At 63.7% G+C, this 25,426-nt stretch carries 28 protein-coding genes and 1 pseudogene; 15 read left to right on the top strand and 14 right to left on the bottom strand.

Going from position 1 to position 25,426, the window contains the following annotated elements; genetic code table 11:
• The coding region (locus QQL28_RS37685) for an ABC transporter permease (RefSeq protein ID WP_284273867.1) at positions 1-908 on the top strand (908 nt) is incomplete at its 5' end.
• Between the two features lie 51 nt (positions 909-959).
• Entirely contained in the window at positions 960-1,265 is a 306-nt protein-coding gene (locus QQL28_RS37680) for a response regulator transcription factor (RefSeq protein ID WP_284273866.1), read from the top strand.
• A gap of 68 nt (positions 1,266-1,333) precedes the next feature.
• Here QQL28_RS37680 and atzD read toward each other — a convergent pair whose 3' ends face one another.
• On the bottom strand, positions 1,334-2,455 hold the full coding sequence (gene atzD, locus QQL28_RS37675; RefSeq protein ID WP_284273864.1) for a cyanuric acid amidohydrolase: 1,122 nt from the start codon (positions 2,453-2,455) through the stop codon (positions 1,334-1,336).
• A gap of 182 nt (positions 2,456-2,637) precedes the next feature.
• On the bottom strand, positions 2,638-2,787 hold the full coding sequence (locus QQL28_RS37670) for a hypothetical protein (RefSeq protein WP_284273863.1): 150 nt from the start codon (positions 2,785-2,787) through the stop codon (positions 2,638-2,640).
• 216 nt (positions 2,788-3,003) lie between these two features.
• On the opposite strand from QQL28_RS37670, the gene QQL28_RS37665 reads away from it, so the two are divergent.
• A complete protein-coding gene (locus QQL28_RS37665) occupies positions 3,004-3,810 on the top strand; it encodes a Crp/Fnr family transcriptional regulator (RefSeq protein ID WP_348522549.1) in 807 nt (268 codons plus the stop codon).
• A gap of 72 nt (positions 3,811-3,882) precedes the next feature.
• Here QQL28_RS37665 and QQL28_RS37660 read toward each other — a convergent pair whose 3' ends face one another.
• Positions 3,883-4,440: a cytochrome b gene (locus QQL28_RS37660; protein ID WP_284273861.1), complete on the bottom strand. Its 558-nt coding sequence runs from the start codon at positions 4,438-4,440 to the stop codon at positions 3,883-3,885.
• Positions 4,441-4,615: 175 nt separating this feature from the next.
• Between QQL28_RS37660 and murI the strand changes: the two genes are divergently transcribed.
• The 6 genes from murI (at position 4,616) to QQL28_RS37625 (ending at position 9,784) form a co-directional block, all read left to right on the top strand.
• Complete coding sequence (gene murI, locus QQL28_RS37655; RefSeq protein ID WP_284273860.1) at positions 4,616-5,413, top strand: glutamate racemase; 798 nt, start codon at positions 4,616-4,618, stop codon at positions 5,411-5,413.
• A gap of 58 nt (positions 5,414-5,471) precedes the next feature.
• Positions 5,472-6,245, top strand: coding sequence for an HpcH/HpaI aldolase family protein (locus tag QQL28_RS37650; RefSeq protein ID WP_284273859.1), 774 nt, complete (start codon positions 5,472-5,474; stop codon positions 6,243-6,245).
• Between the two features lie 228 nt (positions 6,246-6,473).
• The gene (locus QQL28_RS37645; RefSeq protein WP_284273858.1) at positions 6,474-7,253 is read left to right on the top strand and encodes an acyltransferase; all 780 of its coding nucleotides are present in this window, start codon (positions 6,474-6,476) and stop codon (positions 7,251-7,253) included.
• 192 nt (positions 7,254-7,445) lie between these two features.
• Entirely contained in the window at positions 7,446-8,063 is a 618-nt protein-coding gene (rpsD, locus tag QQL28_RS37640) for a 30S ribosomal protein S4 (RefSeq protein WP_018647416.1), read from the top strand.
• A 107-nt stretch (positions 8,064-8,170) separates the two neighbouring features.
• Entirely contained in the window at positions 8,171-8,398 is a 228-nt protein-coding gene (locus tag QQL28_RS37635; protein ID WP_284273853.1) for a hypothetical protein, read from the top strand.
• A 318-nt stretch (positions 8,399-8,716) separates the two neighbouring features.
• Positions 8,717-9,784 carry a threonine aldolase family protein gene (locus QQL28_RS37625; protein WP_284273851.1) on the top strand — a complete coding sequence of 356 codons (1,068 nt, stop codon included), beginning with the start codon at positions 8,717-8,719 and terminating at the stop codon, positions 9,782-9,784.
• 2 nt (positions 9,785-9,786) lie between these two features.
• On the opposite strand, the pseudogene QQL28_RS37620 reads toward QQL28_RS37625, so the two are convergent.
• The 3 genes and pseudogenes from QQL28_RS37620 to grxD all read right to left on the bottom strand — a co-directional run.
• Positions 9,787-11,060, bottom strand: a pseudogene (locus QQL28_RS37620) (serine hydrolase domain-containing protein); the annotation flags it as partial.
• Positions 11,061-11,062: 2 nt separating this feature from the next.
• Positions 11,063-11,611, bottom strand: coding sequence for an O-acetyl-ADP-ribose deacetylase (locus QQL28_RS37615; protein ID WP_284273849.1), 549 nt, complete (start codon positions 11,609-11,611; stop codon positions 11,063-11,065).
• A 3-nt stretch (positions 11,612-11,614) separates the two neighbouring features.
• Positions 11,615-11,947, bottom strand: coding sequence for a Grx4 family monothiol glutaredoxin (gene grxD, locus QQL28_RS37610; RefSeq protein ID WP_284273847.1), 333 nt, complete (start codon positions 11,945-11,947; stop codon positions 11,615-11,617).
• Between the two features lie 296 nt (positions 11,948-12,243).
• On the opposite strand from grxD, the gene egtB reads away from it, so the two are divergent.
• Both egtB and egtD read left to right on the top strand, forming a co-directional pair.
• The gene (gene egtB / locus QQL28_RS37605; protein ID WP_284273844.1) at positions 12,244-13,491 is read left to right on the top strand and encodes an ergothioneine biosynthesis protein EgtB; all 1,248 of its coding nucleotides are present in this window, start codon (positions 12,244-12,246) and stop codon (positions 13,489-13,491) included.
• Positions 13,492-13,664: 173 nt separating this feature from the next.
• Entirely contained in the window at positions 13,665-14,636 is a 972-nt protein-coding gene (gene egtD, locus QQL28_RS37600) for an L-histidine N(alpha)-methyltransferase (protein ID WP_284273843.1), read from the top strand.
• Between the two features lie 110 nt (positions 14,637-14,746).
• Here the strand turns inward: egtD and QQL28_RS37595 are convergent, their stop codons facing one another.
• The 4 genes from QQL28_RS37595 to QQL28_RS37580 form a co-directional block, all read right to left on the bottom strand.
• Complete coding sequence (locus QQL28_RS37595) at positions 14,747-15,415, bottom strand: hypothetical protein (RefSeq protein ID WP_284273842.1); 669 nt, start codon at positions 15,413-15,415, stop codon at positions 14,747-14,749.
• A 20-nt stretch (positions 15,416-15,435) separates the two neighbouring features.
• Positions 15,436-15,975 (bottom strand): CbrC family protein, encoded by a 540-nt coding sequence (locus QQL28_RS37590; RefSeq protein WP_284273841.1) that lies wholly within the window; start codon positions 15,973-15,975, stop codon positions 15,436-15,438.
• A 77-nt stretch (positions 15,976-16,052) separates the two neighbouring features.
• Positions 16,053-17,240, bottom strand: coding sequence for a low temperature requirement protein A (locus QQL28_RS37585; RefSeq protein WP_284273840.1), 1,188 nt, complete (start codon positions 17,238-17,240; stop codon positions 16,053-16,055).
• Between the two features lie 34 nt (positions 17,241-17,274).
• The gene (locus QQL28_RS37580) at positions 17,275-17,511 is read right to left on the bottom strand and encodes a BolA family protein (protein ID WP_027525381.1); all 237 of its coding nucleotides are present in this window, start codon (positions 17,509-17,511) and stop codon (positions 17,275-17,277) included.
• 187 nt (positions 17,512-17,698) lie between these two features.
• Between QQL28_RS37580 and QQL28_RS37575 the strand changes: the two genes are divergently transcribed.
• Positions 17,699-18,058 carry a DUF427 domain-containing protein gene (locus QQL28_RS37575; RefSeq protein ID WP_284273832.1) on the top strand — a complete coding sequence of 120 codons (360 nt, stop codon included), beginning with the start codon at positions 17,699-17,701 and terminating at the stop codon, positions 18,056-18,058.
• 21 nt (positions 18,059-18,079) lie between these two features.
• Here the strand turns inward: QQL28_RS37575 and QQL28_RS37570 are convergent, their stop codons facing one another.
• Positions 18,080-18,253 (bottom strand): DUF1328 domain-containing protein, encoded by a 174-nt coding sequence (locus QQL28_RS37570; protein ID WP_284273831.1) that lies wholly within the window; start codon positions 18,251-18,253, stop codon positions 18,080-18,082.
• Between the two features lie 200 nt (positions 18,254-18,453).
• On the opposite strand from QQL28_RS37570, the gene QQL28_RS37565 reads away from it, so the two are divergent.
• The gene (locus QQL28_RS37565) at positions 18,454-19,638 is read left to right on the top strand and encodes an acyltransferase family protein (RefSeq protein ID WP_284273829.1); all 1,185 of its coding nucleotides are present in this window, start codon (positions 18,454-18,456) and stop codon (positions 19,636-19,638) included.
• A 92-nt stretch (positions 19,639-19,730) separates the two neighbouring features.
• Here QQL28_RS37565 and purL read toward each other — a convergent pair whose 3' ends face one another.
• Positions 19,731-21,944: a phosphoribosylformylglycinamidine synthase subunit PurL gene (gene purL / locus QQL28_RS37560; protein WP_284273827.1), complete on the bottom strand. Its 2,214-nt coding sequence runs from the start codon at positions 21,942-21,944 to the stop codon at positions 19,731-19,733.
• 183 nt (positions 21,945-22,127) lie between these two features.
• Between purL and QQL28_RS37555 the strand changes: the two genes are divergently transcribed.
• The gene (locus tag QQL28_RS37555) at positions 22,128-22,607 is read left to right on the top strand and encodes a PaaI family thioesterase (RefSeq protein WP_284273824.1); all 480 of its coding nucleotides are present in this window, start codon (positions 22,128-22,130) and stop codon (positions 22,605-22,607) included.
• 44 nt (positions 22,608-22,651) lie between these two features.
• Here QQL28_RS37555 and QQL28_RS37550 read toward each other — a convergent pair whose 3' ends face one another.
• A complete protein-coding gene (locus QQL28_RS37550; RefSeq protein WP_284273822.1) occupies positions 22,652-23,389 on the bottom strand; it encodes a tetratricopeptide repeat protein in 738 nt (245 codons plus the stop codon).
• 144 nt (positions 23,390-23,533) lie between these two features.
• Complete coding sequence (gene purQ, locus QQL28_RS37545; RefSeq protein WP_284273820.1) at positions 23,534-24,235, bottom strand: phosphoribosylformylglycinamidine synthase subunit PurQ; 702 nt, start codon at positions 24,233-24,235, stop codon at positions 23,534-23,536.
• 170 nt (positions 24,236-24,405) lie between these two features.
• Between purQ and corA the strand changes: the two genes are divergently transcribed.
• Positions 24,406-25,422, top strand: coding sequence for a magnesium/cobalt transporter CorA (gene corA, locus QQL28_RS37540; RefSeq protein ID WP_284273818.1), 1,017 nt, complete (start codon positions 24,406-24,408; stop codon positions 25,420-25,422).
• Positions 25,423-25,426: the final 4 nt, after the last annotated feature.

The raw sequence follows: 25,426 nt of genomic DNA, 5'->3' as shown, positions 1-25,426 counted from the left end.
CGGGCACCGCGCAAGTCATCCGGGAAAGCAAGAACTGGAACACCACGATCAACGGCACGACCACCTCGCACTTCATGGTGCGCGACTGGCAATTGTCGTCCGGTCGATACTTCTCCGCGGCCGAGGAAGCGAGCGCCGCGAAGGTCGTCATCCTCGGCAGTGCCGCCGCCAAAGAGCTGTTCGCGCCGGGCGATGATCCGATCGGCGCGCAAGTCAGGATCATGCAGGTCCCGCTCGAAGTCATCGGCGTGCTCGATCGCAAGGGTCCGTCGCAAGACGATGTCGCCTTCGTTCCACTGACCACCGCCAAGCTGCGCTTTCTCGGCAGCGCGAGCGGCATCAACCGCGACGCCATCGCCTATATCCTCGTCAAGGTCGCCTCCGATACCCAGATGGCGGGCGCGACCAGCGAGATCGAAGGCCTGCTGCGGCAACGACACAGGATTCCCGCTGGCCAGGCCGACGATTTCAAGGTGCAGGATCCCGCGGCCGCCATGGAGGCGCAACAGGGCGCCATCCGCACCGTCGCGCTGCTGCTGTTCGCGATCGCCTCGGTCTCGCTCCTCGTCGGCGGCATCAGCATCATGAACGTGATGATCGTTTCCGTCACCGAACGCACCCGCGAGATCGGAATTCGCCGCGCGCTCGGCGGCCGGATGCGCGATATTCGTTTGCAATTTCTTTGTGAAGCTCTCGTTCTTTGTCTTCTTGGCGGCGCCATTGGAGTCGTCGGCGGCATCACGCTGTCGATATCGGTGGCGCGATTGGCCGGCTGGATCACCGCGATCGACATGCGGTCGATTGGCCTTGCCGTTGGATTTTCAGCCGTGACCGGTGTGATCTTCGGGTTCTATCCCGCCCACATGGCTTCCAAGCTCAGTCCGATCGAAGCGCTCAAGGTGGAGTGAGAAAAATGCCGGGATGGTCACGTCAACCTTCATGCCAGGGAGGAATTGGTCATGAATACAAGCGTACCGATCACACCAACGCCGCGTGAGCGCGAGCTCATGATGCTCATTGCGCGAGGCATGCAGAACAAGAACATCGCCTACGAACTCAAGATCTCCGAAAATACGGTTCGCGCGCATATCGGCAACATCATGCGCAAATACCGCCTTCAGAACCGGACCCAGATTGCCATCATCTTCGCGCTTCACGCGGCCTCGCCATCACTGCGCAGTGACCTGGTGAGCGCCTCCGGTCCGACGCTCAATTCGGCTCCCGTGTCGATCCAGCATCGCAGCGTGAACAGCGCCGCGAAGTGAACGCGTTACATTGGCCGCCGTCAGCCGGCCGAACACCGATGAGCACGGGGATACTCCCTCCGCTGCGCTCAATCGGAATCATCGGCGACCCGCACGATGGCGGCAACGGGGCCACCGCCCGGAGGCCCCTGATGCTCTGCACCGCCGGAGACGTAGACGGCGCCACTTCCTGCAAGACCGCCGATCAGGCCGCCAACGGCGGCGCGGGCATGTCGTGTCGCGCTGATATCGGTATCCTCCAGCATCGTGTGACGAAAGCCGCGGACGTTGCCGTTCGGCGAAGCCTCCGCCTTGGCGAAGATGTTGACGAGCTCGCGGCCCGTATTCGCCGTCGATCCGGCCTTCAGCCCCACGCTTGCGAGCGCCTCGATCACGGCAGCAGCATCGATGGCGTCATGCATGACGGCATGGCCGATCTCGAACGGGCTCGCCGAAGACGCCGAGTTGCCGAGCACGATGACGACGTTGTGAATCAATTCGATCCCCGCCGAGGTCGAGGCCACCTTCGAGAACAGCTCGAACCGCCGCAGCACATCCTGATCGCGGATCCCTTCCTCGATCTCGCCGAGCGCCACCGCGACGCCGAGCGCGGAAGCGCCGCGCGAATAGGCCATCGAGCTGTAGGCACTGGTCGTCACGGTCGTGTTGCCGCGCGCGGATGCCGCCTCGACACGGTCGCTGGTCAGGAGCGGGCATTTGATCTGGACGAAATGCACGTCTTTCGGCTCGGTGATGCCGGCATCCGCCATGGCTGATACCACCGCTTTCGCTGTCTCCTCGATCTGCGCGCTGCGGCCGAGCTCCTCGGGCAAGAAGTCGCGGGTCTGTGCCATGCCGATGCTGAGCCGCTTGTCGGCAAGACCGGCCGGCGCCTGCGCGATGCTCTTGCGCGTGAAGACGGTGATGTGCGGGCTCAGCACGCCTTCGGTGCCGCCGGACATCACGAAGGCGATGCGCTGCTCGACCCGATGAGGCTCGAGCCCGACATGCGGCGCAAGCGCCGTGCAGAGCGCAGCGACGGCATATTCGCGTGTGAAGTCGTTGACGCCGCCATTGCCCTCGGTCTTGCCCAGGATCGCGAGGATCGCCTTCGGATCGATCTCGCCCTGCTCGATCATCCCCAAAAGGCCCGCGACGTCGCCCGGCCCTTTGGTGGGAATACGAACGACGCCGACAGATGTTGTGCGCATGCCATCCCCCTTCGCGGCGCGGCGTACAGCAGCCGGCCGCGCAACGAGCATAGTGGCCAGGACGGGGATTTCCAGACTGCAAGATTTGCTGTCGCTTTCGTCAGGCTGTCATCGAACCGCTGCACAGAATTGCAGCAGGGGGCGCTGACGACCATTCCACGTCGTCAAAGGCAGCCGCGCGCTCAGCCGGACAGGTTGGTCGGCGGCGGCTCGGTCATTTCCTGCGGACCGTCGTCAGCCTCGGTGAGCGCCCGCTCAGCCGCCGGCAAGGCAAGCGCCTTGCGGGTGGCCACGATCATGTGCGCACGAAAATAGTCGCAAGAATCGGACATGATGGCTCACCCGACATTGCTTTTGGTGCCTACGGCCTCGAATGAGGTCCGTTCTGACGGGCTTTCGGGTCCGACGAGTGGACAATTGCCGAAACCGCCGCGCGGGCTAGAATTGGCCGCTTGCATCGAATCCGCCGGTCATCTTACTCAAACGATCGCTATTGATTTCGATTATCCGTATCCGGAAGTAACCGACGGCTTGAGGCGTGGGGAATTATGATGACGTCCAGCGCAGATATCTCGTCGATTTTGAACCGCATTCTAGATACGGCTGCGGATAATCTCAGGATCGCGAAGATCCTGGTCCAGATGGGCCTCGATCCCAACAACATCACCTACGATGCCCTGTTCAACCGGCTCCTGGAAATCTTCCTGGCCAACATCACGCTGGCCAATCTGTTCGCCGTCGTGGGCGCGTTCTTCTTCGTCGCGACGCTTCTGATGCAGACCATGGTGCCGCTGCGGGTTGCCAACATGATCGGCTGCGCGTTGTTCGCCATCTATGGCCTGCTGTCCGGCAACACCTCGACCTTTCTGCTGTATCTGCTGCTGGTCCCCATCAACGGCGTTCGTCTCCGCCAGATGCTCAAGCTCGTCAAGAAAGCGCGCCACGCGACGCAGGGCGACATGTCGATGGAATGGCTCAAGCCCTTCATGACCGAGCGCAAGTACCGCCGCGGCGACACGCTCTTCAAGATCCACGACCCCGCCAACGAGATGTTCCTGACGGTGACCGGAAAGTTTCTGGTCAAGGAGATCAACATCGAGATCCCGCCTGGCCGCCTGATGGGTGAGCTCGGCTTCCTGACGCCGAACAACCAGCGCACCGGAACTGTGGAGTGCATCGAGGACGGCCAGGTGCTCACCATCACCTATGAGCGGCTGCTCGAGATCTACTTCCAGGATCCGCAGTTCGGCTACTACTTCCTGGTCCTTGCGAGCCAGCGCCTGCTCGAAAACATCTCGCGCTTGCAGGACCAGCTCAAGGCGGAGCGAGCAACGACCACCAACAGGATCGCCTAGAACGCAATACTCGCCGTCGTCATGCCCAGGCTCGTCCCGGGCATGACGTTGCGACGGGCAGGAACCGCACCCCTACCCCGCCTTCGCATCCTCCGTCAGCATCCGCACCGCGACGCGGTCGCGGCGGATGTAGTGGTGCCAGGCGGCGGCGGCGACGTGAACCACGATCAGAGCCAGCAGCACATAGGCAAAGAGGATGTGACGGTCTTCATAGGCGCGCGCCGCCTCACGATCGGGAGAGGTGAATTGCGGCACGTGAAACAGGCCGAAGAAGCTGGAGTAATCGGGCGTATGCGCGCCGGAATGGGCCCAACCGAGCATCGCGACCAGGATGACGACGAGATAGAGCGCGCCATGGCTGATACGCGCGGCGATATTCTGCCAGGGACGGCTGTCGTCCGGCAACGCCGGCGTCGGGTTGCCGATACGCCAAGCCAGGCGAATGACGGTGAGCAGCAGGACCACATAGCCGATGTCGGCGTGGATCGAGCGATAGAAGAAGCGGTCGGGCCGCGCCGGCACGTGGTTGACCCACCAGCCGAAACCGATCATGCCGATGATCGCGACCGCGAGGATCCAGTGAAACCAGCGGGAGATACTGCCCCAGCCGGCAGGCGTGTTTCTGATCATGTCGGCTCCCCCGAATTTCGCAGACGTCCCCAACTGCGGCGCAGCATCGCGCGATCTGATAGCGGGCGAGTACGATCGAGGCGATTTGAATCGTTCAAAATTGGGCCGAACCCGCATCTGCCGCAAAAGCGCCCCAAAAACCGAATGGTAACCATGGCAAGGCTAGGGTAACCGCGTGGCAGACTCCCCGACGATATTGGTATTCGATTCCGGCCTTGGCGGGCTCACCGTCCTGCGCGAGGTCGTCGCGGCGCGCCCCGATGCGCATTACGTCTACGTCGCCGACGACGCCTTCTTCCCCTACGGCCATCACAGCGAGGACGAGATCATCGCCCGCGTGGTGCCGCTGGTCGGCGATCTGATCACCGCGCACAAGCCTGACCTGATGGTGATTGCCTGCAACACCATGTCCGTTTCGGTCATGGGCCACTTGCGCGCCGCCTATCGCCTGCCCTTCGTCGGCACGGTACCGGCGATCAAGCCGGCCTGCGCGCAGTCGAAGACCCGTCGTGTCTCGGTGCTCGGCACCAAGGCCACCGTCAAGCGCGAATATACCCAGGCGCTGATCCGGGATCACGGCCAAGGCTGCGAGGTGACGCTGGTCGGCTCGCCCGAGCTCGCGTCGCTCGCCGAGGCTGCGCTGAGCGGCACCACGGTCGGCGACGGCGACATTTTCGCGGAGCTGAAACCCTGCTTCGTCGGAAACCCCGAGGATACGATGGCGCGCACCGACACGATCGTGCTCGCCTGCACGCATTATCCGCTACTCCTTGACCGGTTGATCAAGCTCGCACCGTGGCGGGTGAATTGGATCGATCCGGCCCCGGCGATCGCGCGCCGCGTTTCGGACCTGCTCGGCCCGCGCGTCACCGATCTCGTCCAGTCCGGCGCCGAAATCGTTTTCACATCCAAGCGCGCCCATAGGCTCGGACCTGCACTGACGCCATTCTTCGGCGGGCGCATCCCGGCCTGACTTTCCGCGTCGGTGGCACGCTGCTAGGTTGCACCGCCCTATCCCGCAGGTTCCGGCCATGTCAGCCACATCAACGCCGCTCAACCGCCTCCGCCAGCTCTGGCGCGAAGGCCGCCCCGCCTTCGGAGCGATCGCGACCATTCCGAGCGTGCAGACCGTACAAATCATGGCGCGCTCGCTCGACTGGATCATCGTCGATCTCGAGCACGGGCCGATCGGCCTGACCGAAGCGCATGCGATGATCGCCGCGACCACGGGCACGCAGTGCACGCCGCTGGTGCGCATCGCCGCCAACGAGCCCTGGCTTGCCAAGGCCCCGATGGACATCGGCGCCTTCGGCATCAATTTCCCGATGATCACGAGCCGCGAGGAAGCCGAGAAGGCGGTGCGCAGCGTGCGCTATCCGCCGCGTGGCGATCGTCTCTGGGGTCCCTTCCATGCGCCGTTCCGCTGGGGCCAGTCGATGCCCGACTACATGGCTTCCGCCGATGACGAGATGCTCTGCATGATCACCATCGAGCATGTCGAGGCGGTCAACCGCATCGACGAGATCATGGCTACGCCCGGCATCGACATCGCCGTGATCGGTCCCGGCGATCTCGCCACCTCCATCAACAAGCGCGGCCAGATGGACGACCCGGAGCTATCGGACCTGATCGCCCGGGCCGAGGCAGGCATCCTCAAAAGCGGTGTGCCGATCGGCGGGGTCGCGCGCACTGCCGAGCAGGCCAACCGCCTGATCGACCGCGGCTACCGTGCGATCGCGCTTGGCTTCGACTGGTCGCTGTTCCAGCGCGGCATCATGTCGGCGTTCGAGGGGATCAGGCGGTAGGCCGCCCTTCGAGCGATTCTCAAGGTCGATTGCGGGCCACATCAAATCAATCATTTAACGCATTGAAATGACATGATTATACCCGAAATTTATGAACCTTCTTCTGAACCTGACAAGGGCATGATCATGAACCCGCTGGCTGCAAGCCGGCTGGTTCATGCTAGATCAGGGCGGCGGGCGAACGATCGACTCGCCACACCTATTTGAGCCCGCGGAAACCCGAGGACGATGCGCGGTACACCCAGGAAAATCTCACTGCTCCGGCGCATGGTCTTTGACCTCATGCATGCCTCGATGGGCGTGCCCTTTGTCTCGCTGTCGCGGCCGCTCCAGATCCGTCCCCTGCTCGAGGCCCGCGCAAGTGCAAAAGTGCCGGCCGGCTGGGCTGCGATCTTCGTCAAGGCCTTCGCGCTCGTCGCCAGGGACGAGCCGATCCTGCGCACCCTCTACGCCAAATGGCCATGGCCGACCTTCTATGAGCTGCCCAAAAGCGTGGCGATGGTAGCGATCGCGCGCGTCGTGGACGGCGAGGAATGCGTGGTGGCGCAGCGGATTGCCGGCCCGGATGCCCTGCCGCTGGCCGAGATCGACGCCCTGATCCGGCATGCCAAGGAGGCTCCGCTTCGGGACGTGCCGATGGTTCGCAAGATGATGCTGGCGATGCGCCTGCCGCTGCCGCTGCGCCGGCTGGCGTGGCTGATCGGGCTCAATTTCGGCCGCCAGCGCGCCAGCTTCTTCGGCAGCTATTCGGTCACCTCGGTTGCAGCCTATGGCGGGGGCGAACTGCATGCCATCACGCCGGGACCGTTCATCCTGAGCTATGGGGTGGCCGAGCCGGACCAGACCATCAATGTCGTCCTTCGCTGGGATCACCGGATTACCGATGCCGCACCGATCGCCCGGGTCCTGACCCGGCTGGAACAGGCCCTGAACACTGAAATCGCTGCCGAATTGCGCGGCAGCCGGCAGGCAGCGGAGCCCAAGCCGATCCGGGCCGTGGCGACGTAAAAGATTGACAGGACGGCCCGATTTCTCCTAAAAGCCGCCTGCTCGCGGGCCGATTTCGGCCCGCGAAGCGTTTCGCGACCCGTGGCCTTGTCCCTTGAAGCTTTGGGGATGGGGCCTGTCGGTGCCGGGGTTTCCCGGTCACACAGGAGGGCGCGTTTCCTCAAACCAACCTAACTCTATCAAGAGGACGCGATGACTAAGCGCAGTGAGGCGAAGTACAAGATCGATCGCCGTATGGGCCAGAACATCTGGGGCCGCCCGAAGAGCCCCGTGAACCGCCGCGAGTACGGCCCCGGCCAGCACGGCCAACGCCGCAAGGGCAAGCTCTCCGACTTCGGCGTGCAGCTCCGCGCCAAGCAGAAGCTCAAGGGCTACTACGCCAACATCAGCGAGCGCCAGTTCCACGGCATCTATGTCGAGGCGAGCCGCCTCAAGGGTGACACCGGCGAGAACCTGATCGGCCTCTTGGAGCGTCGTCTCGACGCGGTCGTGTACCGCGCCAAGTTCGTCTCCACGATCTTCGCCGCGCGTCAGTTCATCAACCACGGCCACATCAAGGTGAACGGCCGCAAGGTCAACATCTCGAGCTATCAGCTCAAGGTCGGCGACGTGATCGAGGTCAAGGAAGCCTCCAAGCAGCTCGCCCACGTTCTCGAAGCGAGCCAGCTCCCCGAGCGCGACGTGCCCGACTATCTCGAAGTCGACCACGGCAAGATGACCGCGAAATACGCGCGCATCCCCGGCCTCTCCGACGTGCCGTTCCCGGTGCAGATGGAGCCGCACCTGGTCGTCGAATTCTATTCGCGCTGATAACGAAGCTCGAAAGGCCCCGGCAAAACCGGGGCCTTATCGTTTCGGCCGGTCACTCCCATTTCTCGATCCATCTGTGCTATGATTGCACGCGGTGGAGCTTGATCATGACGCGTCTTTTGGACGAGGCCTTTAGCAAAGTATCGGTCCTACCCGACTCAGAGCAGGACGAGCTGGCGCGAGCGCTGCTCGAGCTCGCAGGCGTCGACCAACCACCGATCCAGCTCACAGAGGCAGAAGAAGCGGATCTGGTCGAGGCTGAGGCCGAGATCGCCCGCGGCGAGCTTGCCAGTGCCGACGAAGTACGCGCAATGTGGGCAAAGCACGGGCTGTGAAGGTCCGTTACACACGGCGGGCGCTCGCCCAGATCGACAATGCTTTGACTTACATCGAATCCCGATCGCCGCAGGGAGCAGCTCACGTACGCGACCGCATTGTTGCTCTGATTGCGCTGCTGCAGGACCATCCCCTATGCAGGACGGCAGGCGACTCGAGCGAACGTGCGCCGCCTCCCTGTCAACCCCTATCCCTATCTGATCGATTATCGCGTGACCGCGACGGAAATCGTTATTATGCGATTTCGTCACGCCGCTCGACGTCCCCCAAAGAACCGCTGACAACCAGCGAATGGAACTGCGCAAGGAGCAATGCTGATGCTCTATACCCCGCCCCCCGTCGATCCGAAGGCGCCGCCGGTGCGCGTCAACCTGCTCTCTGACACGCAGACGCGGCCGACGCCCGCAATGCGCGAGGCTATGGCGCGTGCCGAGGTCGGTGACGAGCAGGTCGGCGACGATCCGACCACGAATGCGCTCTGCGAGCGCGTTGCGGACCTGCTCGGCAAGGAAGCCGCGGTGTTCATGCCTTCGGGCACGATGTGCAATGTCACCGCAACGCTGGTGCATTGCCGTCCCGGCGACGAGATCCTCGCGCATGAGACCGCGCATATCATCGCGCGCGAAGGCGGCGCGCATGCAGCCCTCGGCGGCTTCCAGGTCACGCAGCTACCCGGCCCTGACGGACAGTTCACGCCCGAAACGTTCCGCAAGGCGCTGCATCCGCGCACGCGCTATCAACCGTCGCAGACGGTGGTCAGCGTCGAGCAGACCGCCAATATCGGCGGCGGCACGATCTGGAAGAAGGCGGCGCTGGACGAGATCGTCGCGATTGCGAAGCAGAATGGGCTAGCCACCCACATGGACGGCGCGCGCCTGCTCAACGCGACCGTCGCCACCGGCATCGCCGCGCGCGACATGACTGCAGGCTGGGATTCGGCCTGGATCGACTTCTCGAAAGGCCTGGGCGCGCCGATCGGCGGCGCGCTCGCCGGCTCACGCGACTTCATCGACGCGGTCTGGCAGTGGAAGCAGCGCCTCGGCGGCTCGATGCGGCAGTCCGGCGTCTGCGCGGCCGCCTGCATCTACGCGCTCGATCACCACGTCGACCGGCTCGCCGACGACCACGCCAATGCGCGCGCGCTGGCGCGCGGGCTGGCGCAAATCGCAGGCATCGAGGTGCAGGAGCCCGAGACCAACCTCGTGTTCTTCAAGCCCGACGGCGCAGGCGTCGCTGGCGATAAGATGGTCGCTGCCTTGCGCCAGCGCGGCGTGATGCTTGCGATGATGGATGGCCGCATCCGCGCCTGCACGCATCTCGACGTGACCGCGGCGATGATCGAGGAAACGATCGGCCACGTACGCGAGATCGTGCGCGGGGCGTGATCAGCGCCCATCGCCTCGTAGACCAGCCGCTTCAATTCGGTCTGGATCGGCCCGCGCTGCGACGGCGACTGCATCATGCAGATGACGAACATGTCGTCGGCGGGATCGATAAAGAAGAAGGTGCCGCCGACGCCATCCCAGCGATATTCGCCGACGGGCAGCGGCGCGGTCGCATCCGTCCGCACCGCAAATCCCAGGCCGAAGCCGCTATCAGGACCAGGAAAATCGAACTCGGGATCTTTCCCGATCCCGGTCCCCTCGCCGATCTGATCCGACGTCATCAGTGCGACCGTCTCGCGCTGAGATAGCGCCTTCCATCGAGCTCGCCGCCGTTGAGCAGCATCTGCGCAAAGCGCGCATAATCGCCGATGGTGCCAACCAAGCCGGCGCCACCGGACTCCCACCGATGCGGCGCGGCCGCCTCCCTGATCCCCGCGACGGGACGGTCGAACCAGTCGTTGGGCAAGGGTTCGGCAACCAGGGACCGCTTCGCGTCGTCGGCGACGAAGAAGGCCGTATCGCGCATCTCCAAGGGATCGAGCAACCGCTCCTTCTCGAACTGATAGAGCGCTCCGCCCGAGACAATCTCTATCACCCGCCCCAACACGTCGGTCGAATGGCCGTAGTCCCAAAGCGTCGCCGGCTGTTCAGCCAGCGGCAACCGCGCCAGGCGCGCGACGAACTCGGCATTGTCGGGATCGCTGTCGAACAGGCCAGCCTGCGCATAGAGCTTGCGCACGGGGCTGTCACCGTAGAAGCCATAGGTGATCCCGGAAGTGTGGCGCAAGAGATCGAGGATCGTGATCGGCCGCGCCAGCGGTTCGAGCTCCAGCTTGCCATCGGGCCGTGCGATGCCGACCTTCACATCGGCGAAGGCCGGAATGTATTTCGACAGAGCATCGTCGAGACCAAGCCTGCCGTCATCGACCAGCATCATCGCCGCAACCGAGGTGACCGGCTTCGACATCGAATAAAGGCGGAAGATGGTGTCGTCCGTCATCGGCTGCGCCGTCTTGACGTTGCGCAGGCCGAATTTCTCGTAGAGGACGGGCCTGCCGTGCTGTTGGATCAGCAGGATCGCGCCGGGAATCTTGCCGGCCGCGACCTCACCGCTGAGATAGTCGCTGACGGGCGCAAGCTTCTGCGGATCGAGTTCGTGGCCGGCAAGCAGGTCTTCTGCCGCTGCAACCGCGGCGAATGCCAAGAGCCCAGCGCAGACAAACAGCCAACGTAGGAGGGCCAGACGTCCTTCGACGGAACGACGGCCCGGCCTCATCGTCAATCGCCGGCGCCGTGCGCCAACAGCGCCTCACGATGCAAGACGGCACTTGGCTCGGAGAAACAGCAGAAGATGACCTGAGTGACGGAAGGGGTCGTCGCCAGAGCTTCGACCGTGGTAGCGACCGCAATCTGCGCGGCGCGGTCCGCCGGGAAACGGTAGATGCCGGTCGAAATCGCAGGAAACGCCACGGAAGCGAGCCCGCGCTTGCGACAGAGCTCCATCGAACGGCGATAGCAGGAGGCGAGCAGATCGTCTTCGCCGAGGGTGCCGCCATTCCACACCGGCCCGACGGTGTGGATCACATGGGCCGCCTTCAGCCGATAGCCTCGCGTGATCTTGGCATCACCCGTCTTGCAGCCGTGGAGCATGCGGCACTCGGCGACGAGGTCCGGGCCGGCGGCCCGGTGGATCGCCCCATCCACCCCGCCGCCGCCGAGGAGCGACGTATTGGCGGCGTTGACGATGGCGTCAACGCCGAGCGTCGTGATGTCGGCAACAATGATTTCGAGCTGCGCGCCACCGATCCGGCGCGTCAGCATCGCCAAGGATCAGGCCGCGGCGTTGACCGCAACGCCCTTCTCGGAGAAGAGCTGCTGCAATTCGCCGGCCTGGAACATCTCGCGCACGATGTCACAGCCGCCGACGAACTCGCCCTTCACATAGAGCTGCGGGATCGTCGGCCAGTTCGAATAGACCTTGATGCCATTGCGCAGCTCGGCGGATTCGAGAACGTTCAGGCCCTTATAGCCAACGCCGAGGTGGTCGAGGATCTGCACGACCTGGCCGGAGAAACCGCACTGCGGAAATTGCGGCGTGCCCTTCATGAACAGAACCACGTCGTTCGACTTCACTTCGCTGTCGATGAATTCCTCGATGCTCATATCCATGTCCTTCCGGGGCGGAGCCCTGATCGCTTCGGGCCGGCTCGGCCCATCTAGCCTGATACCGGCCTATATATGTAGCCCAAACTATTGTGCATCCAAAGTAAAATGGCGGCGACGCCGCCCTGCCATGCGGGGAAACGCCCCGCCCGAGCCCCGCCGCTCCATAGCCTGATGACACTAATATTATAGCTGGGGAGGACTTTATTCCCGTAACGGGGGCCCTATCTAGGACGAACGTGTTTCCTGGAACCGAGCCGCGCCTGCAACGTTCTCTTGTCCATCCGGAGAAAACCGTGACGAAACAAGCTTCCGCTACGGCCAGCCCCCCTCTTTTGTCACCGTTGTCCGATTCCGGCAGCCTTGCCGAGCGTCTGGTTGACGCCTTTCTCGCGGTCCGCAACGAGACCGAGCGGCGCGCAGGCCCGCTGAGCCCAGAGGACCAGCAGATCCAGTCGATGCCCGATGCGAGCCCAACGAAATGGCACCGCGCGCATACGACCTGGTTCTTCGAGCAGTTTCTGCTCGGCGAGCACTGTCCGGGCTATAAGCCCTTCCATCCCGATTTCGCATTCCTGTTCAATTCCTATTACGTCAGCGCCGGTCCACGCCATGCCCGGCATCGCCGCGGCGACATCACGCGGCCGAGCGCCGAACAAGTCACGGCCTATCGGACATATGTCGATGCGGCCGTCGTCAAATTCTTCCGCGAGGCTGATGAAGCCAAGCTTCGCACCATTAGCCCACTGGTCGAAGTCGGCCTCAATCATGAGCAGCAGCACCAGGAGTTGATGTTCACGGACATCCTGCATGCCTTTGCGCAGAATCCGGTCCTGCCCGCTTACGATCCCGAGTGGCGCTTCCCGGCCCCGAACAAGACCGGCGCAGAGTGGCTGCCCCTGAACGAAGGCATCCACAGCATCGGACACGCCGACGACAGCTTTCATTTCGACAATGAGAAGCCGGCGCATCGCGCGCTCGTAGGTCCAGTCAGGATCGCGCGCAATCTCGTCACCAACGCCGAATGGCTCGCCTTCATGCGCGACGGTGGTTACCGAGCCGCGCCGCTCTGGCTGATGGACGGCTTTGCCACGGTCAGCAACGAGGGCTGGCAGGCGCCGGGCCACTGGCGCGAGATCGATGGTAGCTGGTACATGATGACGCTCGCCGGCCTCAAGCCGGTCGATCCCAACGCGCCCGTGTGCCACGTCAGCTATTACGAGGCGGATGCCTTCGCGCGCTGGGCCGGAAAACACCTGCCGACCGAAATGGAATGGGAGGTGGCGGCCCGCGCCGGCCAGCTCAACGATGCCTTCGGCATCGTCTGGCAATGGACCCGCAGCTCATATTCGCCCTATCCCGGTTACCGAGCGGTGGAAGGCGCGCTCGGCGAGTACAACGGCAAGTTCATGGTCAATCAGCTGGTGCTGCGCGGCTCTTCGCTTGCAACTCCGGGCGGTCACAGCCGTATCACCTATCGCAACTTCTTCTACCCGCACCACCGTTGGCAATTCACGGGATTACGCCTCGCCGACTACGACTAGAGCATGATCCGGACCCGAAGGGCCGCGTTAGCGCAAAGCGTGCTGCGGTTTTTCGAAAAGATCATGCTCCAACAATAATCTAAGGCGCGATGTTGATTTATCCGATCCCATCGCGCCTTAGCGTTCTCATCCGACGACAACCGCGCGCCGGACAGCGCGTTCAGGAGAGTATCATGAATGTGCACGCCAGCGCTTTGGCCGAAGCCCATCTTCCTGACGAACAGACCACCGCCTTTGCCCGCGACACCATCGGAGATCTGTCGCAGCAGCCGAAAAAGCTGTCACCGAAATATTTCTACGACGCGACGGGATCAGAGCTGTTCGAGGCGATCACGCGCCTGCCGGAATATTATCCGACGCGCACCGAGCTCTCGATCCTGCGCGAGCGCGGCAGCGAGATCGCGAAAATCATCCCGGAGCATGCGGCGCTGGTCGAGTTCGGCGCCGGCGCAACCACGAAGGTCCGCCTGCTCCTGAAGCATTGCAGGTTCGCCGCCTACGTGCCCGTCGACATCTCCGGCGATTTCCTTCAGGAGCAAGCGAACGGCCTGCGGCGGGATTTCCCCTCGCTCGGCATCCATCCCGTGGCCGCAGACTTCACTGCGCCCTTTGAGCTGCCGTCCGCGGTCGCCTCGCTGCCGAAGGTTGGCTTCTTCCCCGGCTCGACCATCGGCAATTTCGAACCGCACGAAGCCCAGGCGTTCCTGAGGAGCGCGCGAGAGATTTTGGGCCGGGGCGCGCTGATGATCGTCGGTGCCGATCTCGAAAAGGACGAGCGCGTGCTCCACGACGCCTATAACGACGCGGCCGGCGTCACCGCCCGCTTCAACCTCAATGTGCTGGTGCGCATCAACCGCGAGCTCGGCGCCAATTTCGATCTCTCCGCCTTCATCCATCGCGCGATCTACAATCGCGAGCAGCACCGCATCGAGATGCACCTGATCAGCAGGAAGAGCCAGACCGTGCGGATGCTGGGGACGAGCTTCTCGTTCCGGCCGGGCGAAAGCATTCATACCGAGAACAGCTACAAATACAGCCTGGAGCGGTTTTCAGCGTTGGCGCGCGGCGCCGGCTGGCGGGTGCGGGAGAGCTGGACCGATGCGGCACGGATGTTCTCCGTGCATGCGCTGGTCACGTCTGAATAGTCAAGACGGCCTAAAGCGCGATGAGATTGCGATGAATCGTCATCGCGCTTTAGCTTATGTTTGAGCATGATCTTTTCGCAAAACCGCTTCGCACATTTGCGGATCATGCTCTATTGCACCAGAACGGGCTTCGGCCGGCGTATCAAGCCGAGCTTCAGGTGCCATTTGCTCGTGCCGGTCAGCTCATCCTTGACCGGCGTCAGCATGGAATCCCACATCCTGTATCCGGCGCTCTCGAGCCTCCACCCCTCGATCATGCCGTCGAAATTCGGGCCCGCGGCGTTGGAGCCGACGAGCCTGGTGAATCTGCCGTCCGGCCCCGCCTCGTAGACCTTGTCGAGATCCAGCGTGCTGCAATCCCCATCCGGCATCCGATCGATATCGGCGGTGTAGAGAAACTGATGAACGGCATCCGCGCCGTTCCGTCTTGGAATTATGAATTCGAGCTCGGCCGCAAGAAAAAGATGGTCGGCGCGAAACGGCATGCTGAATGGCGTGAAGCCGATGTTGCTGAAGTTCCAACGTCGGTCGATGACGGCCTGCGCCGTCAGGCGCGCGGTGCCATCATCCGTGGTGACGACGCGCGTGCCGGCATTGGGCACCTGCCAGTCCGAGGTGCCGAACACCAGACGAACCGGCACGCCCGCGAGCGGCTTGTAGTCCTGGTCCGTCAGCTTGAGCTCGACGTCGAGCGGGACCGTATCGCCGGCCAAGCCGGGGATCGACGAGAAGGTCATGACCGCGAGGCACGTGATGCAGCCCAGGAAGGCATGGCTCATGTCGACTCCGCGTGCCCTGGCTAAAGACAGTCGATGTAAGCGAGCTTGGCGTCGCAGTGGCAACAGCAGAAGACGTAAGCCGTCGGCCCGTGGTCGCGGTTGAGCGAGGTGAGAAAACGCGTCGCGGCGCTGCCGGAAATGCCGCGATCCTGCACGATATGCATCATCAATGTGCCCTCGAGTTGCGGATGGCGCGCGCGGATCTCGGCATGGCCGGCAGGCTCGATGAAAGCGGCCGCATCGCCGCAACAGGCCATCCACTGCTCCTGCTGCCAGCCCGCAAAGCCCGGGGTGCGAAAGGCGATCTCCTCGACGACCTCGCTCGGAACATCGTCCGGGAAAAGCGCTTCGTCGACGAAGCTCGCGTCGAATTTCTCATGCGCCGAGCCGTCGGCGATGCACCACGGACAGAGCGCCTCTTCGAGCTCCGCCTCGCAATAGCTTGGCCCCATATAGATGAAGCCACGCCGCTGATCGCAGCAGACGCATTGCACCTCGGACGCAACGATGCTGCCGCTTGCAATCGGATCAGGATGATATCGGAAGACGGGAAGATCCATGTCTGTCGGAGCCTTGATGAGGGATATCCTCTGGCGAAAAGCGCCTCGTCGTTAGACGTCCGATCGGCACCCGCGGTTCAATCAGCCTTCTCAGGCTTCGCGCGCAACGACACCGACTCCCACACTGCCACCACGATCAGGATCGCCGTCGTCGCGATCGAGAGCCAGAGCGGCGACAGCTCGCCGCCGAACCAGCCCAGCGCCAGAAGCATGACGATGCCGACGCCGTGCGAGAGCTGGAGGAAGCCGCGGATGGCGTGCTTGAACAGGATGGTGCCGACCAGGAACACCAGGGGACCACCGACCGTGCTCAACACCGTCCTGAAATCGGAATGTCCGGTCGGGTGCTTCAGCACGAGTTCATCGGACACGGCGGTCAGGATGATGCCGGCAATGATCGGCATGTGCAGGTAGGTGTAGGCGAGCCGCGCCAGCCGGCCGGACTCGGCAGATTTCGAGATCAGCTCGGATCCCGCTTCCGCGCCCTTGTGGAAATAGATCCACCACATCGCGATGCTGCCGAGGAGTGCGGCGAGGAAGGCCAAGATGTTCTCGCCGGTCCAGCTCAATTCCGCAAAGGTCGCGCCATTGACGACGACGGCCTCGCCGAGCGCGATGATGATGAAGCCGGCGCAGCGCTCGGCCATATGGCCGCCCTCGACGGCCCAGGCCTCGATCGACGAAAATCCCAGTCTCGGGACCCAGAAGCGCGCGGCCGGCGAGATGTATTCGAAGACGACAGCCGCGATCCAGAACCAGAGCCGCGTCTCGCCCTCCGCAAGGCCGCCGGCGATCCACAGTACGGCAGAGACCGAGAGCCAGGTCAGGATGCGGATCGCATTGTGCCGCACCGGGATCCGGTGCGGCGGGGTTGCGAACAGCCAGAACGCGGTGCGTCCGACCTGCATGGATGCGTACGCGATCGCAAACCACAGCCCACGCCCCTCGAACGCGGTCGGGATCGAGGTCGACAGCACGAGGCCGCCCAGCATCATCAGGAAGAGCAGGACGCGGACCGGCGTCAGCTCGGGGTTCAGCCAGTTGGTGACCCAGGCGGTGTAGACCCAGACCCACCACACCGCGAGGAACAGCAGCGTGACCTGTACCGCGCCGAGCGGTGTGAAACGGCCGAGCAGCGTGTGCGAAATCTGCGTGACTGCGTAGACAAAGACGAGATCGAAGAACAGCTCGACATAGGTCACGCGGCTCGGCTGGTCCGGCACGATGACACGAAACATCGCGCCGCGTGGATTGTCCGCAGCCATCGTCTACCCCGCCGCAAAAAAGTTCAGCTTGCCGTCAGCTTCCCGGCACGCCGGTCTGCAGCGCCAGCGCATGCAATACGCCGCCCATCTGGCCGCGCAGCGATTGATATACGATCTGGTGCTGCTGGACGCGGGACTTCCCGCGGAAGGATTCCGAGATCACGGTCGCGGCATAATGGTCGCCGTCACCGGCGAGGTCCCGGATCGTCACCTCGGCATCGGGGATCGCTGCCTTGATCATCGCCTCGATATCGTGGGCGTCCATTGGCATTCTGCTCTCGCTCCTGTCTTCGCAACCCAAGCTTTCGAATCACTGCCGGGGTCCCCGGGACCGGCAGGCCCAAACTTAGCGTGAACGGCCTTCTAGGTCACGCTTCCAGGGACTATATTCGGCCTTCAAGCGGGATAAAGGCACGACAAAGTGCCGCGCGGCCAATCGACCAAAAAGGCGTGAAATCATGAAGCTTCCGGGCCCCGACCACCCCATCACCATCACTCACAATCCGAGGCGCGTCCGCGTGACGGCGGGCGACGTCGTGATTGCAGACACCACGAAGGCGCTGACGCTGAAGGAGGCCCGGTATCCGGCCGTGCAATATGTACCGCGGGAGGACGCCAACATGGCCTTGCTCGAACGGACGGACCGCGTCACCCATTGTCCCTACAAGGGGGACGCGAGCTATTTCAACGTCAAGGCCGATGGCAAAACGCTGGACAACGCGATCTGGACCTACGAGACGCCCTTCCCCGCCATGACGGAGATCTCCGGCCATCTCGCCTTCTATCCGGACAAGGTGAAGATCGAGGAAGTCGGGTAGCGGTGGCGTGATACAGCGCCGCTACACCCTGAATATCGTGAGCCCCAACACCAGGAGCACCAGGAAGATCACGACGAAGACGTAGAACAGGAAGCGCGCAGCGTCGGCGGAGGCCGCCGAAATACCGGTAAAGCCGAGCACGCCGGCCACGATCGAGATCAACAGGAAGATCAGCGCCCATTTCAGGATGGTCATCGCCCCGCTCCGCGAGGCCGCGCCGCCGAAGCTGACGGGCAATTGAAGTTTTCGTGAACTCTAACGTGCAGGGAACGGACCGGTTCCTCCGCCACTGGTGCGGCGCGAGACAGACCCATAGCTAACCGAAACAGACCTTGCTGAATGCTTGTCCCGGCGGCAACATCCGTGACAAGGAGAAACGCCACCGGGGGGCGAATATGACCACCATCTCACAGACGGCAGTTGGTGCGGATGTCCGCCCCGCCTCCAAAAGCAAAGCGCGAAACCTGTCGCTGGATCGGGCGCGGACGTTCCTGACCGTCGTGGTGCTGCTGCACCACGCCGTCATCCCCTACACCTATTTCGGTCACACCGATCCGACCGAGTGGATCGGGTTCGACCTCATCGTACTCGCCAACGACTCCTTCTTCATGGCGATGTTCTTCTTCCTGTCGGGACTGTTCGTATGGCCCGGCCTCGGCCACAAGACGCCGCTGACCTTCATCCGCGACCGCCTGCTGCGGCTCGGACTTCCCTTCGCCGTCTGCGCGCTGACGCTGATCCCGCTCGCCTACTATGCGCTGGCATTGCAGGGAGGTTCTGATCTCACCTTCTCGGCGTTCTGGTGGAAGACAGTGACGGTCGGGCCGTGGCCAAGCGGCCCGGTCTGGTTCGTCTGGGTGCTGCTCGCCTTCGACATTACGGCGTGCCTGCTCTACCGGGTCTCGTCGACGCTGGTGTTTCCGATCAACCGTATCTCACAATTGGGCTTCAATGAGCCGTGGCGGTTCTGGCTGCTGCTCTGGATCGTCAGCGAGATCGCCTACATCCCGATGCTGATCCACTACGGCGTCAATCACTGGTTCGAACTCGGGCCGTTCTCGGTGCAGGCCAGCCGGGTGCTGCTCTATGCTTCCTACTTCTTCATCGGCGCCGGCGTGGGTTGCGCCAGCATCTCGACCGGCGTGCTCAGCGCGGATGGCCAGTTGCCGAAGAGCCGCTGGAACTGGCTGTTCGTGACGCTGATCCCTTACGTCGGGATGTGGTGCATGATCTACGTCAAGCGCGAGATCCTCGGTAATCCGCCGGTGCTGCCGTGGTGGTACCATTCGATCTACGGCAGTTTCTTCGTGCTGTACTCGGCGTCGATCATGTTGACGATCCTCGCCTTCTTCCTGCACTCGAAAGCACCGGGACCGACGTTGCTCGACCGCATGCAGGGCGAAGCCTACGGCATGTTCCTCGTGCACTATCCGATCGTGCTGTGGATTCAGTATCTCATGTTCGACGCCAGCTTGCCGGCGATCGTCAAGGCAACGATCGCGTTCGTGCTCACGATGATCCTGAGCTGGGCCGCCACCGCAGCGCTACGAAAGATTCCCGGCGCCACACGGGTGTTGTGAGGCTGGAAAGCCGTAGCCCGGATGAGCGGCAATATCCGGGAAATCGCACAAAGAAGACCCGGATGTCGCTTCGCTCATCCGGGCTACGCGGCTTACGCCACCTTCGCGCCCATGTACTCCGGCAGCCAGCGCTCGAACGCGGTGCGCAGCGTCTCGATCTTGACCGGCGCCTCGCCGGCAATCGCGATCGTGTCGCCGCCGGTGGTGCCGATGCGCACGCAGGGCACCTCGCAGCCGCGCATCTTTGCAAGCACGAGGCCGGCCTGCGTTTCGGGCACGGTCACGATGTAGCGCGCCTGGTCCTCGCCGAACCAGTAGGCGTGCGGCACGAGCGCGGCCGGCGCAGCCAACAGGCGCGCGCCGATGCCGCTGGCCATCGCCATCTCGGCCAGTGCGACCAGGAGGCCGCCGTCGGAGAGATCGTGCGCCGCGGTGGCGGTGCCCGCATGGATCATGCCGCGCACGACGTCGCCATTGCGCTTCTCGGCGGCGAGATCGACCGGCGGCGGCGCGCCCTCCTCGCGACCGCAGAGGTCGCGCAGGTAGACCGACTGGCCGAGCCAGCCATGGGTCTCGCCGATCAACAGGACCGCCTCGCCTTCGGCCTTGAAAGCGAGCGAAGCGGACTTGGTGAAATCATCGAGCACGCCGACGCCGCCGATCGAGGGCGTCGGCAGGATCGCGCGGCCGTTGGTCTCGTTGTAGAGCGACACGTTGCCGGACACGACCGGGAAATCCAGCGCGCGGCAGGCTTCCGAGATACCCTTCAGGCAGCCGACGAACTGGCCCATGATCTCGGGCCGCTCCGGATTGCCGAAATTGAGATTGTCGGTGATCGCGAGCGGCTTGCCGCCGACCGCGGTAATGTTGCGCCAGGCTTCGGCCACCGCCTGCTTGCCACCCTCGAATGGATCGGCCTCGCAATAGCGCGGCGTGACGTCGACGGTCATCGCAAGGCCCTTCGGCCCGTCCTCCACGCGAACGACAGCGGCATCGCCGCCGGGGCGTTGCACCGTGTTGCCGAGAATGACGTGGTCGTACTGCTCCCAGACCCAGCGCTTGCTGCATAGCTCGGGCGTGCCGATCAGCTTCTCGAGCGCAGCACCAATGCCCATCGGCGCCGCCACTTCGCGCGCGTGCACGATCGGCAGTGCGCTTGAGGGGACATGCGGCCGGTCGTAGACCGGCGCCTCGTCGCCAAGCTCCTTGATCGGCAGGTCGGCCATGACGTCGCCGCCATGCTTGACCACGAAGCGCTTGGTGGGCGTGGTGTAGCCGACCACGGCGAAATCCAGCCCCCACTTCTCGAAGATCGCTTCGGCCTCTTTCTCCTTCTCGGGCTTGAGCACCATGAGCATGCGCTCCTGGCTCTCCGAGAGCATCATCTCGTAGGCGCTCATGCCGGTCTCGCGCGTCGGCACGGCGTCGAGATCGAGATCGACGCCGAGGTCGCCCTTGGCGCCCATCTCGACCGCCGAACATGTGAGCCCCGCCGCGCCCATGTCCTGGATCGCGATGACGCAGCCCTTTTCCATGATCTCGAGACAGGCTTCCAGCAGCAGCTTCTCGGCAAAGGGATCGCCGACCTGAACGGTCGGACGCTTCTCCTCGGACTTGTCGTCGAACTCGGCCGACGCCATCGAGGCGCCATGAATGCCGTCGCGCCCCGTCTTGGAGCCGAGATAGACGATCGGCATGTTCACGCCGGAGGCGGCCGCATAGAAGATCTTGTCGGTATCTGCGAGCCCGACCGCCATGGCGTTGACGAGGATATTGCCGTCATAGCGGGTGTGGAAACGCACCTGGCCGCCGACCGTCGGCACCCCGAAGGAATTGCCGTAGCCGCCAACGCCGGCCACCACGCCGGAGACGAGGTGCCGCGTCTTGGGATGCTCGGGCGCGCCAAAGCTCAGCGCGTTCAGGCAGGCGATCGGCCGGGCGCCCATGGTGAAGACGTCGCGCAAGATGCCTCCGACGCCGGTGGTCGCGCCCTGATAGGGCTCGATGTAGCTCGGATGGTTGTGGCTCTCCATCTTGAAGACCACCGCCTGGCCGTCACCGATGTCGATCACACCGGCATTCTCGCCGGGACCCTGGATCACCCAGGGCGCCTTGGTCGGCAGGCCGCGCAGATGGATGCGCGAGGATTTGTACGAGCAGTGCTCGTTCCACATCGCCGAGAAGATGCCGAGCTCGGTGAAGGTCGGCTCCCGCCCGATCAGCTTCAGGATACGCTCATACTCATCGGGCTTGAGCCCGTGGGCGGCGACCAGTTCGGGGGTGATCTTCGGTTCGTTCTTGAGCATGGATTTGGCGCTTTCGGCGGGGTCTGGCCGTTCTTAGGAACATCCACGGCCTGGGAAAAGCCCTTTAAGGCGCATTTTCCCACTGTCCATAGTTTTGCAGAAGGGGCCCGCGGGAACAGGAATTGCACAGCGCGGACGGATCGGATTTAAGGGCAAGAACCCCTCATTTGAAGGCCCCATTCCTTGCACGAGCTGACCAAAATGACGCCTCCCCAGCGCCCCGACCTGCATGTCGCGACCGAGGGGGAATTCAAGGGCTGGCAGACCTGGATTCGCGACAGTTTTGAGAACCATATCGGCCCCTTCTGGCACCGCTTCGAGGACGACGGCCGCGTCCGCTGCGCCTTCCGGGTCGAAAAAAAGCATCTCAACGGGTCCCAGAACGTCCATGGCGGGTGCTTCATGGCGTTCGCCGATTACTGCCTTTTCGCGATCGGCCGCCATGCGCTGGACGGCCGGGGCGTAACCGTCAATTTTGCCTGCGAATTCCTCGATGCCGGGCACGAGGGCGAACTGATCGAGTGCACCGGCGAGGTCACCCGCGCCGGCGGCTCGCTGATCTTCCTGCGCGGGGAGATGATGGCCGGCGAGCGCAGGCTGTTCACCTTCTCTGGCACGATCAAGCGGGTGAAGCGGAAGCCGCCATCGCCGGCCGGCGGCTAACCCGGGAGCCGCACCGCGCGCGACGGCGAGCTCGCGCGGGCTGCTCAGGTCGAGATCTGCTTCTCGGCGATCGAGAGCCACTCGGCCTGCGCATCGCGAAGATATTTCGGTGCGCGCCGCATCTGGATCAGGAGCTCGTTGAAGACCACCCGCGCCTCCGCGGTGCGGCCGACCATTTGCAAGAGCATGCCATAGCGCACCCGCGCCTCGGCGCCGGGGAAGTAGCCCGACACGGCGTGATATTCCTCGAGCGCCTCGTCGAGACGTCCGACCTCGGCGAGCGCGCGAGCGTACAGAAGATGCGCCTCGGCCGAATCGAACTCCGGCCACTGCTTCTGGAGATCGTCGAGGGTCGCCAGCGCATCGGCCGGACGATTGCCGGAAAACTCCGCCTGCGCCTTGCCGAGCGCATAGATAGGGTCGTGCCCCATCGGCAGCTTCAGGATGTGATCGTAGTGCCGCTCCGCCTCGCCGAGCCGCCCGATCTTCGCGCATTCCTCGGCCAGCGCGGCGCGATTGGCGATGGTGTCGGTCGCGGCGAGGCGATCCTGCAATTCGCGATAGCGCTTTTCCGGATCGAGCCGGTTGGCAAAGTTTTGGCGCGCCTGCCGCGCCTGCGGGCTGGAGAACCATTCGGGAATGAGCTCGACCACGATGTAGGCGAGCGAGCCGATCAACGGCACCATCAGGACGATGAACGCCCAGGGCCGCAAGCGCCCGGTGCGCGCCGCGTGCCAGATGAGCGTGATCTCGAGCAGCAGGACGATCAGGGCAACGGGCATGCGAAATCCGACGTAAGTATCAATGGCACCGACACCCTTGATAGCATGTCAGCGCAATGAAACAATCCAGAGTTGTTCGGATCGCGAGCGCCTTCGCGCCCGCTCGAACAACCCTCCGTCAGTCGCGATGTCGCGTGATGCGGTTCACGCCGCGCGGTCGAGATGCGCGACGAGGCCGGCGAACAGGCCACGGCCGTCGGTGCAGCCCATGATGTCTTCGACGTGGTTTTCCGGATGCGGCATCATGCCGAGCACGTTGCCCTTGTCGTTGACGATGCCGGCAATGGAATGCGCCGCGCCGTTGATGTTATGGGCCTCGTCGACGACGCCTTCGGCCGAGCAGTAGCGATAGAGCACCCGCCCCTCGCCTTCGAGCCGCTTGATGGTTTCCTCATCGGCCTCGTAGTTGCCCTCGCCATGGGCGACCGGCACGCGGATCACCTGGCCGGCATTGTAGCCGCGGGTGAAGGGCGTATCGGAGCGTTCGACGCGCAGATGCACGTCGTGACAGATGAATTTCAGCCGCGCGTTGCGCATCAAGACGCCCGGCAAAAGGCCGGATTCGCAGAGAATCTGGAAACCGTTGCAGACGCCGAGCACGAGGCCGCCCTTGGCCGCATAGTCGCGCACCGCATCCATCACCGGCGCGCGCGCCGCAATCGCGCCACAGCGCAGGTAATCGCCATAGGAGAAGCCGCCGGGCACCACGACGAGATCGGTTCCTGCCGGGAGCGAGGTCTCGGCGTGCCAGACCATCGCCGGCTCGTGACCCGAGATCAGCTTCAGCGCACGCGCCATGTCGCGCTCGCGGTTGATTCCGGGAAAGACGAGGATGGCGGCTTTCATGGCTTTTCAGTTCCGGGACGAGGATTGGAATCGGGCTGGCGCAGCACGCCAAATCGTGAGGAGACATATCCATTTGACGCGGATTTTACCAGTGCTAGCCTCGCCTGACGGCTTTGTACACAGGCCATAGCCCACCCTCCGCCCGAACGATTTTGCCCGGGATTGCAGCCATGAACGTCCCGTCGTCGCCTACATCCCCAGCCGAACCGGTCTCCACCGAGGGCGTCGTTGCGGCCGGCGCCTATGTCGACGGCCGGCGCGTCGCCAACGTCGCGATCAGCGAAGCCTCGAGCTGGCGGGCAAAGCCCGGCCATGTCGTCTGGATCGGGCTGCACGAGCCGGACATGGCGCTGCTCAGCGCCGTTCAGAAGCAATTCGACCTGCACGAGCTCGCGATCGAGGACGCGAACCACGCCCATCAGCGGCCGAAGATCGAGCAATATGGCGAGGCCCTGTTCATCGTGGCGCGGACCGCGCAACTGATCGAGGGCCGAATCGCCTTCGGCGAGACACACATCTTCGTCGGCGACGGCTATCTCGTCACGGTCCGTCACGGCGCCTCGACGTCCTATACGGCGGTGCGCGAGCGCTGCGAGAGCTGCCCGCGGGCGCTGGCCCGCGGCGAGGACTACATCCTCTATGCCATCCTCGATTTCATCGTCGACAACTACTCCCCCGTGCTCGAGAGCATTCATGAGGAGGTCGAGGAGATCGAGGATTACGTGCTGTCGAACGTGATCACCAAGCCACAGATCGAGCGGCTGTACATGCTGCGCCGCGACCTTCTGCGGCTGCGCAACGCCATCGGCCCCCTAGTGGAAGTCTGCCGGCGGCTGGAGCATGACGAGCTGTCGATGGTGCGCCCGACCATGCAGCCCCTGTTCCGCGACGTCACCGACCACGTCCGCAACATCCAGGAGCGCATCGATTCCATGCGCGAGGTGCTGGCGTTCGCGTTCGAGGCGAGCCTCCTGGTCGGCCAGGCGCAGGAGACCGTGGTCTCGAAGAGACTCGCCTCCTGGCTTGCGATCATCGCAGTTCCAACGGCGGTTGCCGGGATCTACGGCATGAACTTCAAGCACATGCCGGAGCTCGAGTGGGAGTACGGCTACTTCGTCGTGCTGGGCCTGATGGTGACTGCGTGCATCGCGCTCTACTGGCGCTTCCGCCGCGCCGGGTGGCTGTAAAGCA

This window comes from Bradyrhizobium iriomotense, assembly GCF_030160715.1.
GTDB classification, from domain to species: domain Bacteria; phylum Pseudomonadota; class Alphaproteobacteria; order Rhizobiales; family Xanthobacteraceae; genus Bradyrhizobium; species Bradyrhizobium iriomotense.
Note: the sequence above shows the minus strand (reverse complement) of the source record. Positions and strands in the feature narration are given on the sequence as shown.

Excerpts from the sequence above, each read along its gene's own strand:
- QQL28_RS37680 (WP_284273866.1), top strand. The coding sequence starts at position 960 with ATGAATACAAGCGTACCGATCACACCAACGCCGCGTGAGCGCGAGCTC.
- atzD (WP_284273864.1), bottom strand. The coding sequence starts at position 2,455 with ATGCGCACAACATCTGTCGGCGTCGTTCGTATTCCCACCAAAGGGCCG.
- QQL28_RS37670 (WP_284273863.1), bottom strand. The coding sequence starts at position 2,787 with ATGTCCGATTCTTGCGACTATTTTCGTGCGCACATGATCGTGGCCACC.
- QQL28_RS37665 (WP_348522549.1), top strand. The coding sequence starts at position 3,004 with ATGATGACGTCCAGCGCAGATATCTCGTCGATTTTGAACCGCATTCTA.
- QQL28_RS37660 (WP_284273861.1), bottom strand. The coding sequence starts at position 4,440 with ATGATCAGAAACACGCCTGCCGGCTGGGGCAGTATCTCCCGCTGGTTT.
- QQL28_RS37650 (WP_284273859.1), top strand. The coding sequence starts at position 5,472 with ATGTCAGCCACATCAACGCCGCTCAACCGCCTCCGCCAGCTCTGGCGC.
- QQL28_RS37645 (WP_284273858.1), top strand. The coding sequence starts at position 6,474 with ATGCGCGGTACACCCAGGAAAATCTCACTGCTCCGGCGCATGGTCTTT.
- rpsD (WP_018647416.1), top strand. The coding sequence starts at position 7,446 with ATGACTAAGCGCAGTGAGGCGAAGTACAAGATCGATCGCCGTATGGGC.
- QQL28_RS37635 (WP_284273853.1), top strand. The coding sequence starts at position 8,171 with ATGACGCGTCTTTTGGACGAGGCCTTTAGCAAAGTATCGGTCCTACCC.
- QQL28_RS37625 (WP_284273851.1), top strand. The coding sequence starts at position 8,717 with ATGCTCTATACCCCGCCCCCCGTCGATCCGAAGGCGCCGCCGGTGCGC.
- grxD (WP_284273847.1), bottom strand. The coding sequence starts at position 11,947 with ATGAGCATCGAGGAATTCATCGACAGCGAAGTGAAGTCGAACGACGTG.
- egtD (WP_284273843.1), top strand. The coding sequence starts at position 13,665 with ATGAATGTGCACGCCAGCGCTTTGGCCGAAGCCCATCTTCCTGACGAA.
- QQL28_RS37595 (WP_284273842.1), bottom strand. The coding sequence starts at position 15,415 with ATGAGCCATGCCTTCCTGGGCTGCATCACGTGCCTCGCGGTCATGACC.
- QQL28_RS37590 (WP_284273841.1), bottom strand. The coding sequence starts at position 15,975 with ATGGATCTTCCCGTCTTCCGATATCATCCTGATCCGATTGCAAGCGGC.
- QQL28_RS37585 (WP_284273840.1), bottom strand. The coding sequence starts at position 17,240 with ATGGCTGCGGACAATCCACGCGGCGCGATGTTTCGTGTCATCGTGCCG.
- QQL28_RS37580 (WP_027525381.1), bottom strand. The coding sequence starts at position 17,511 with ATGCCAATGGACGCCCACGATATCGAGGCGATGATCAAGGCAGCGATC.
- QQL28_RS37575 (WP_284273832.1), top strand. The coding sequence starts at position 17,699 with ATGAAGCTTCCGGGCCCCGACCACCCCATCACCATCACTCACAATCCG.
- QQL28_RS37570 (WP_284273831.1), bottom strand. The coding sequence starts at position 18,253 with ATGACCATCCTGAAATGGGCGCTGATCTTCCTGTTGATCTCGATCGTG.
- QQL28_RS37565 (WP_284273829.1), top strand. The coding sequence starts at position 18,454 with ATGACCACCATCTCACAGACGGCAGTTGGTGCGGATGTCCGCCCCGCC.
- purL (WP_284273827.1), bottom strand. The coding sequence starts at position 21,944 with ATGCTCAAGAACGAACCGAAGATCACCCCCGAACTGGTCGCCGCCCAC.
- QQL28_RS37550 (WP_284273822.1), bottom strand. The coding sequence starts at position 23,389 with ATGCCCGTTGCCCTGATCGTCCTGCTGCTCGAGATCACGCTCATCTGG.
- purQ (WP_284273820.1), bottom strand. The coding sequence starts at position 24,235 with ATGAAAGCCGCCATCCTCGTCTTTCCCGGAATCAACCGCGAGCGCGAC.
- corA (WP_284273818.1), top strand. The coding sequence starts at position 24,406 with ATGAACGTCCCGTCGTCGCCTACATCCCCAGCCGAACCGGTCTCCACC.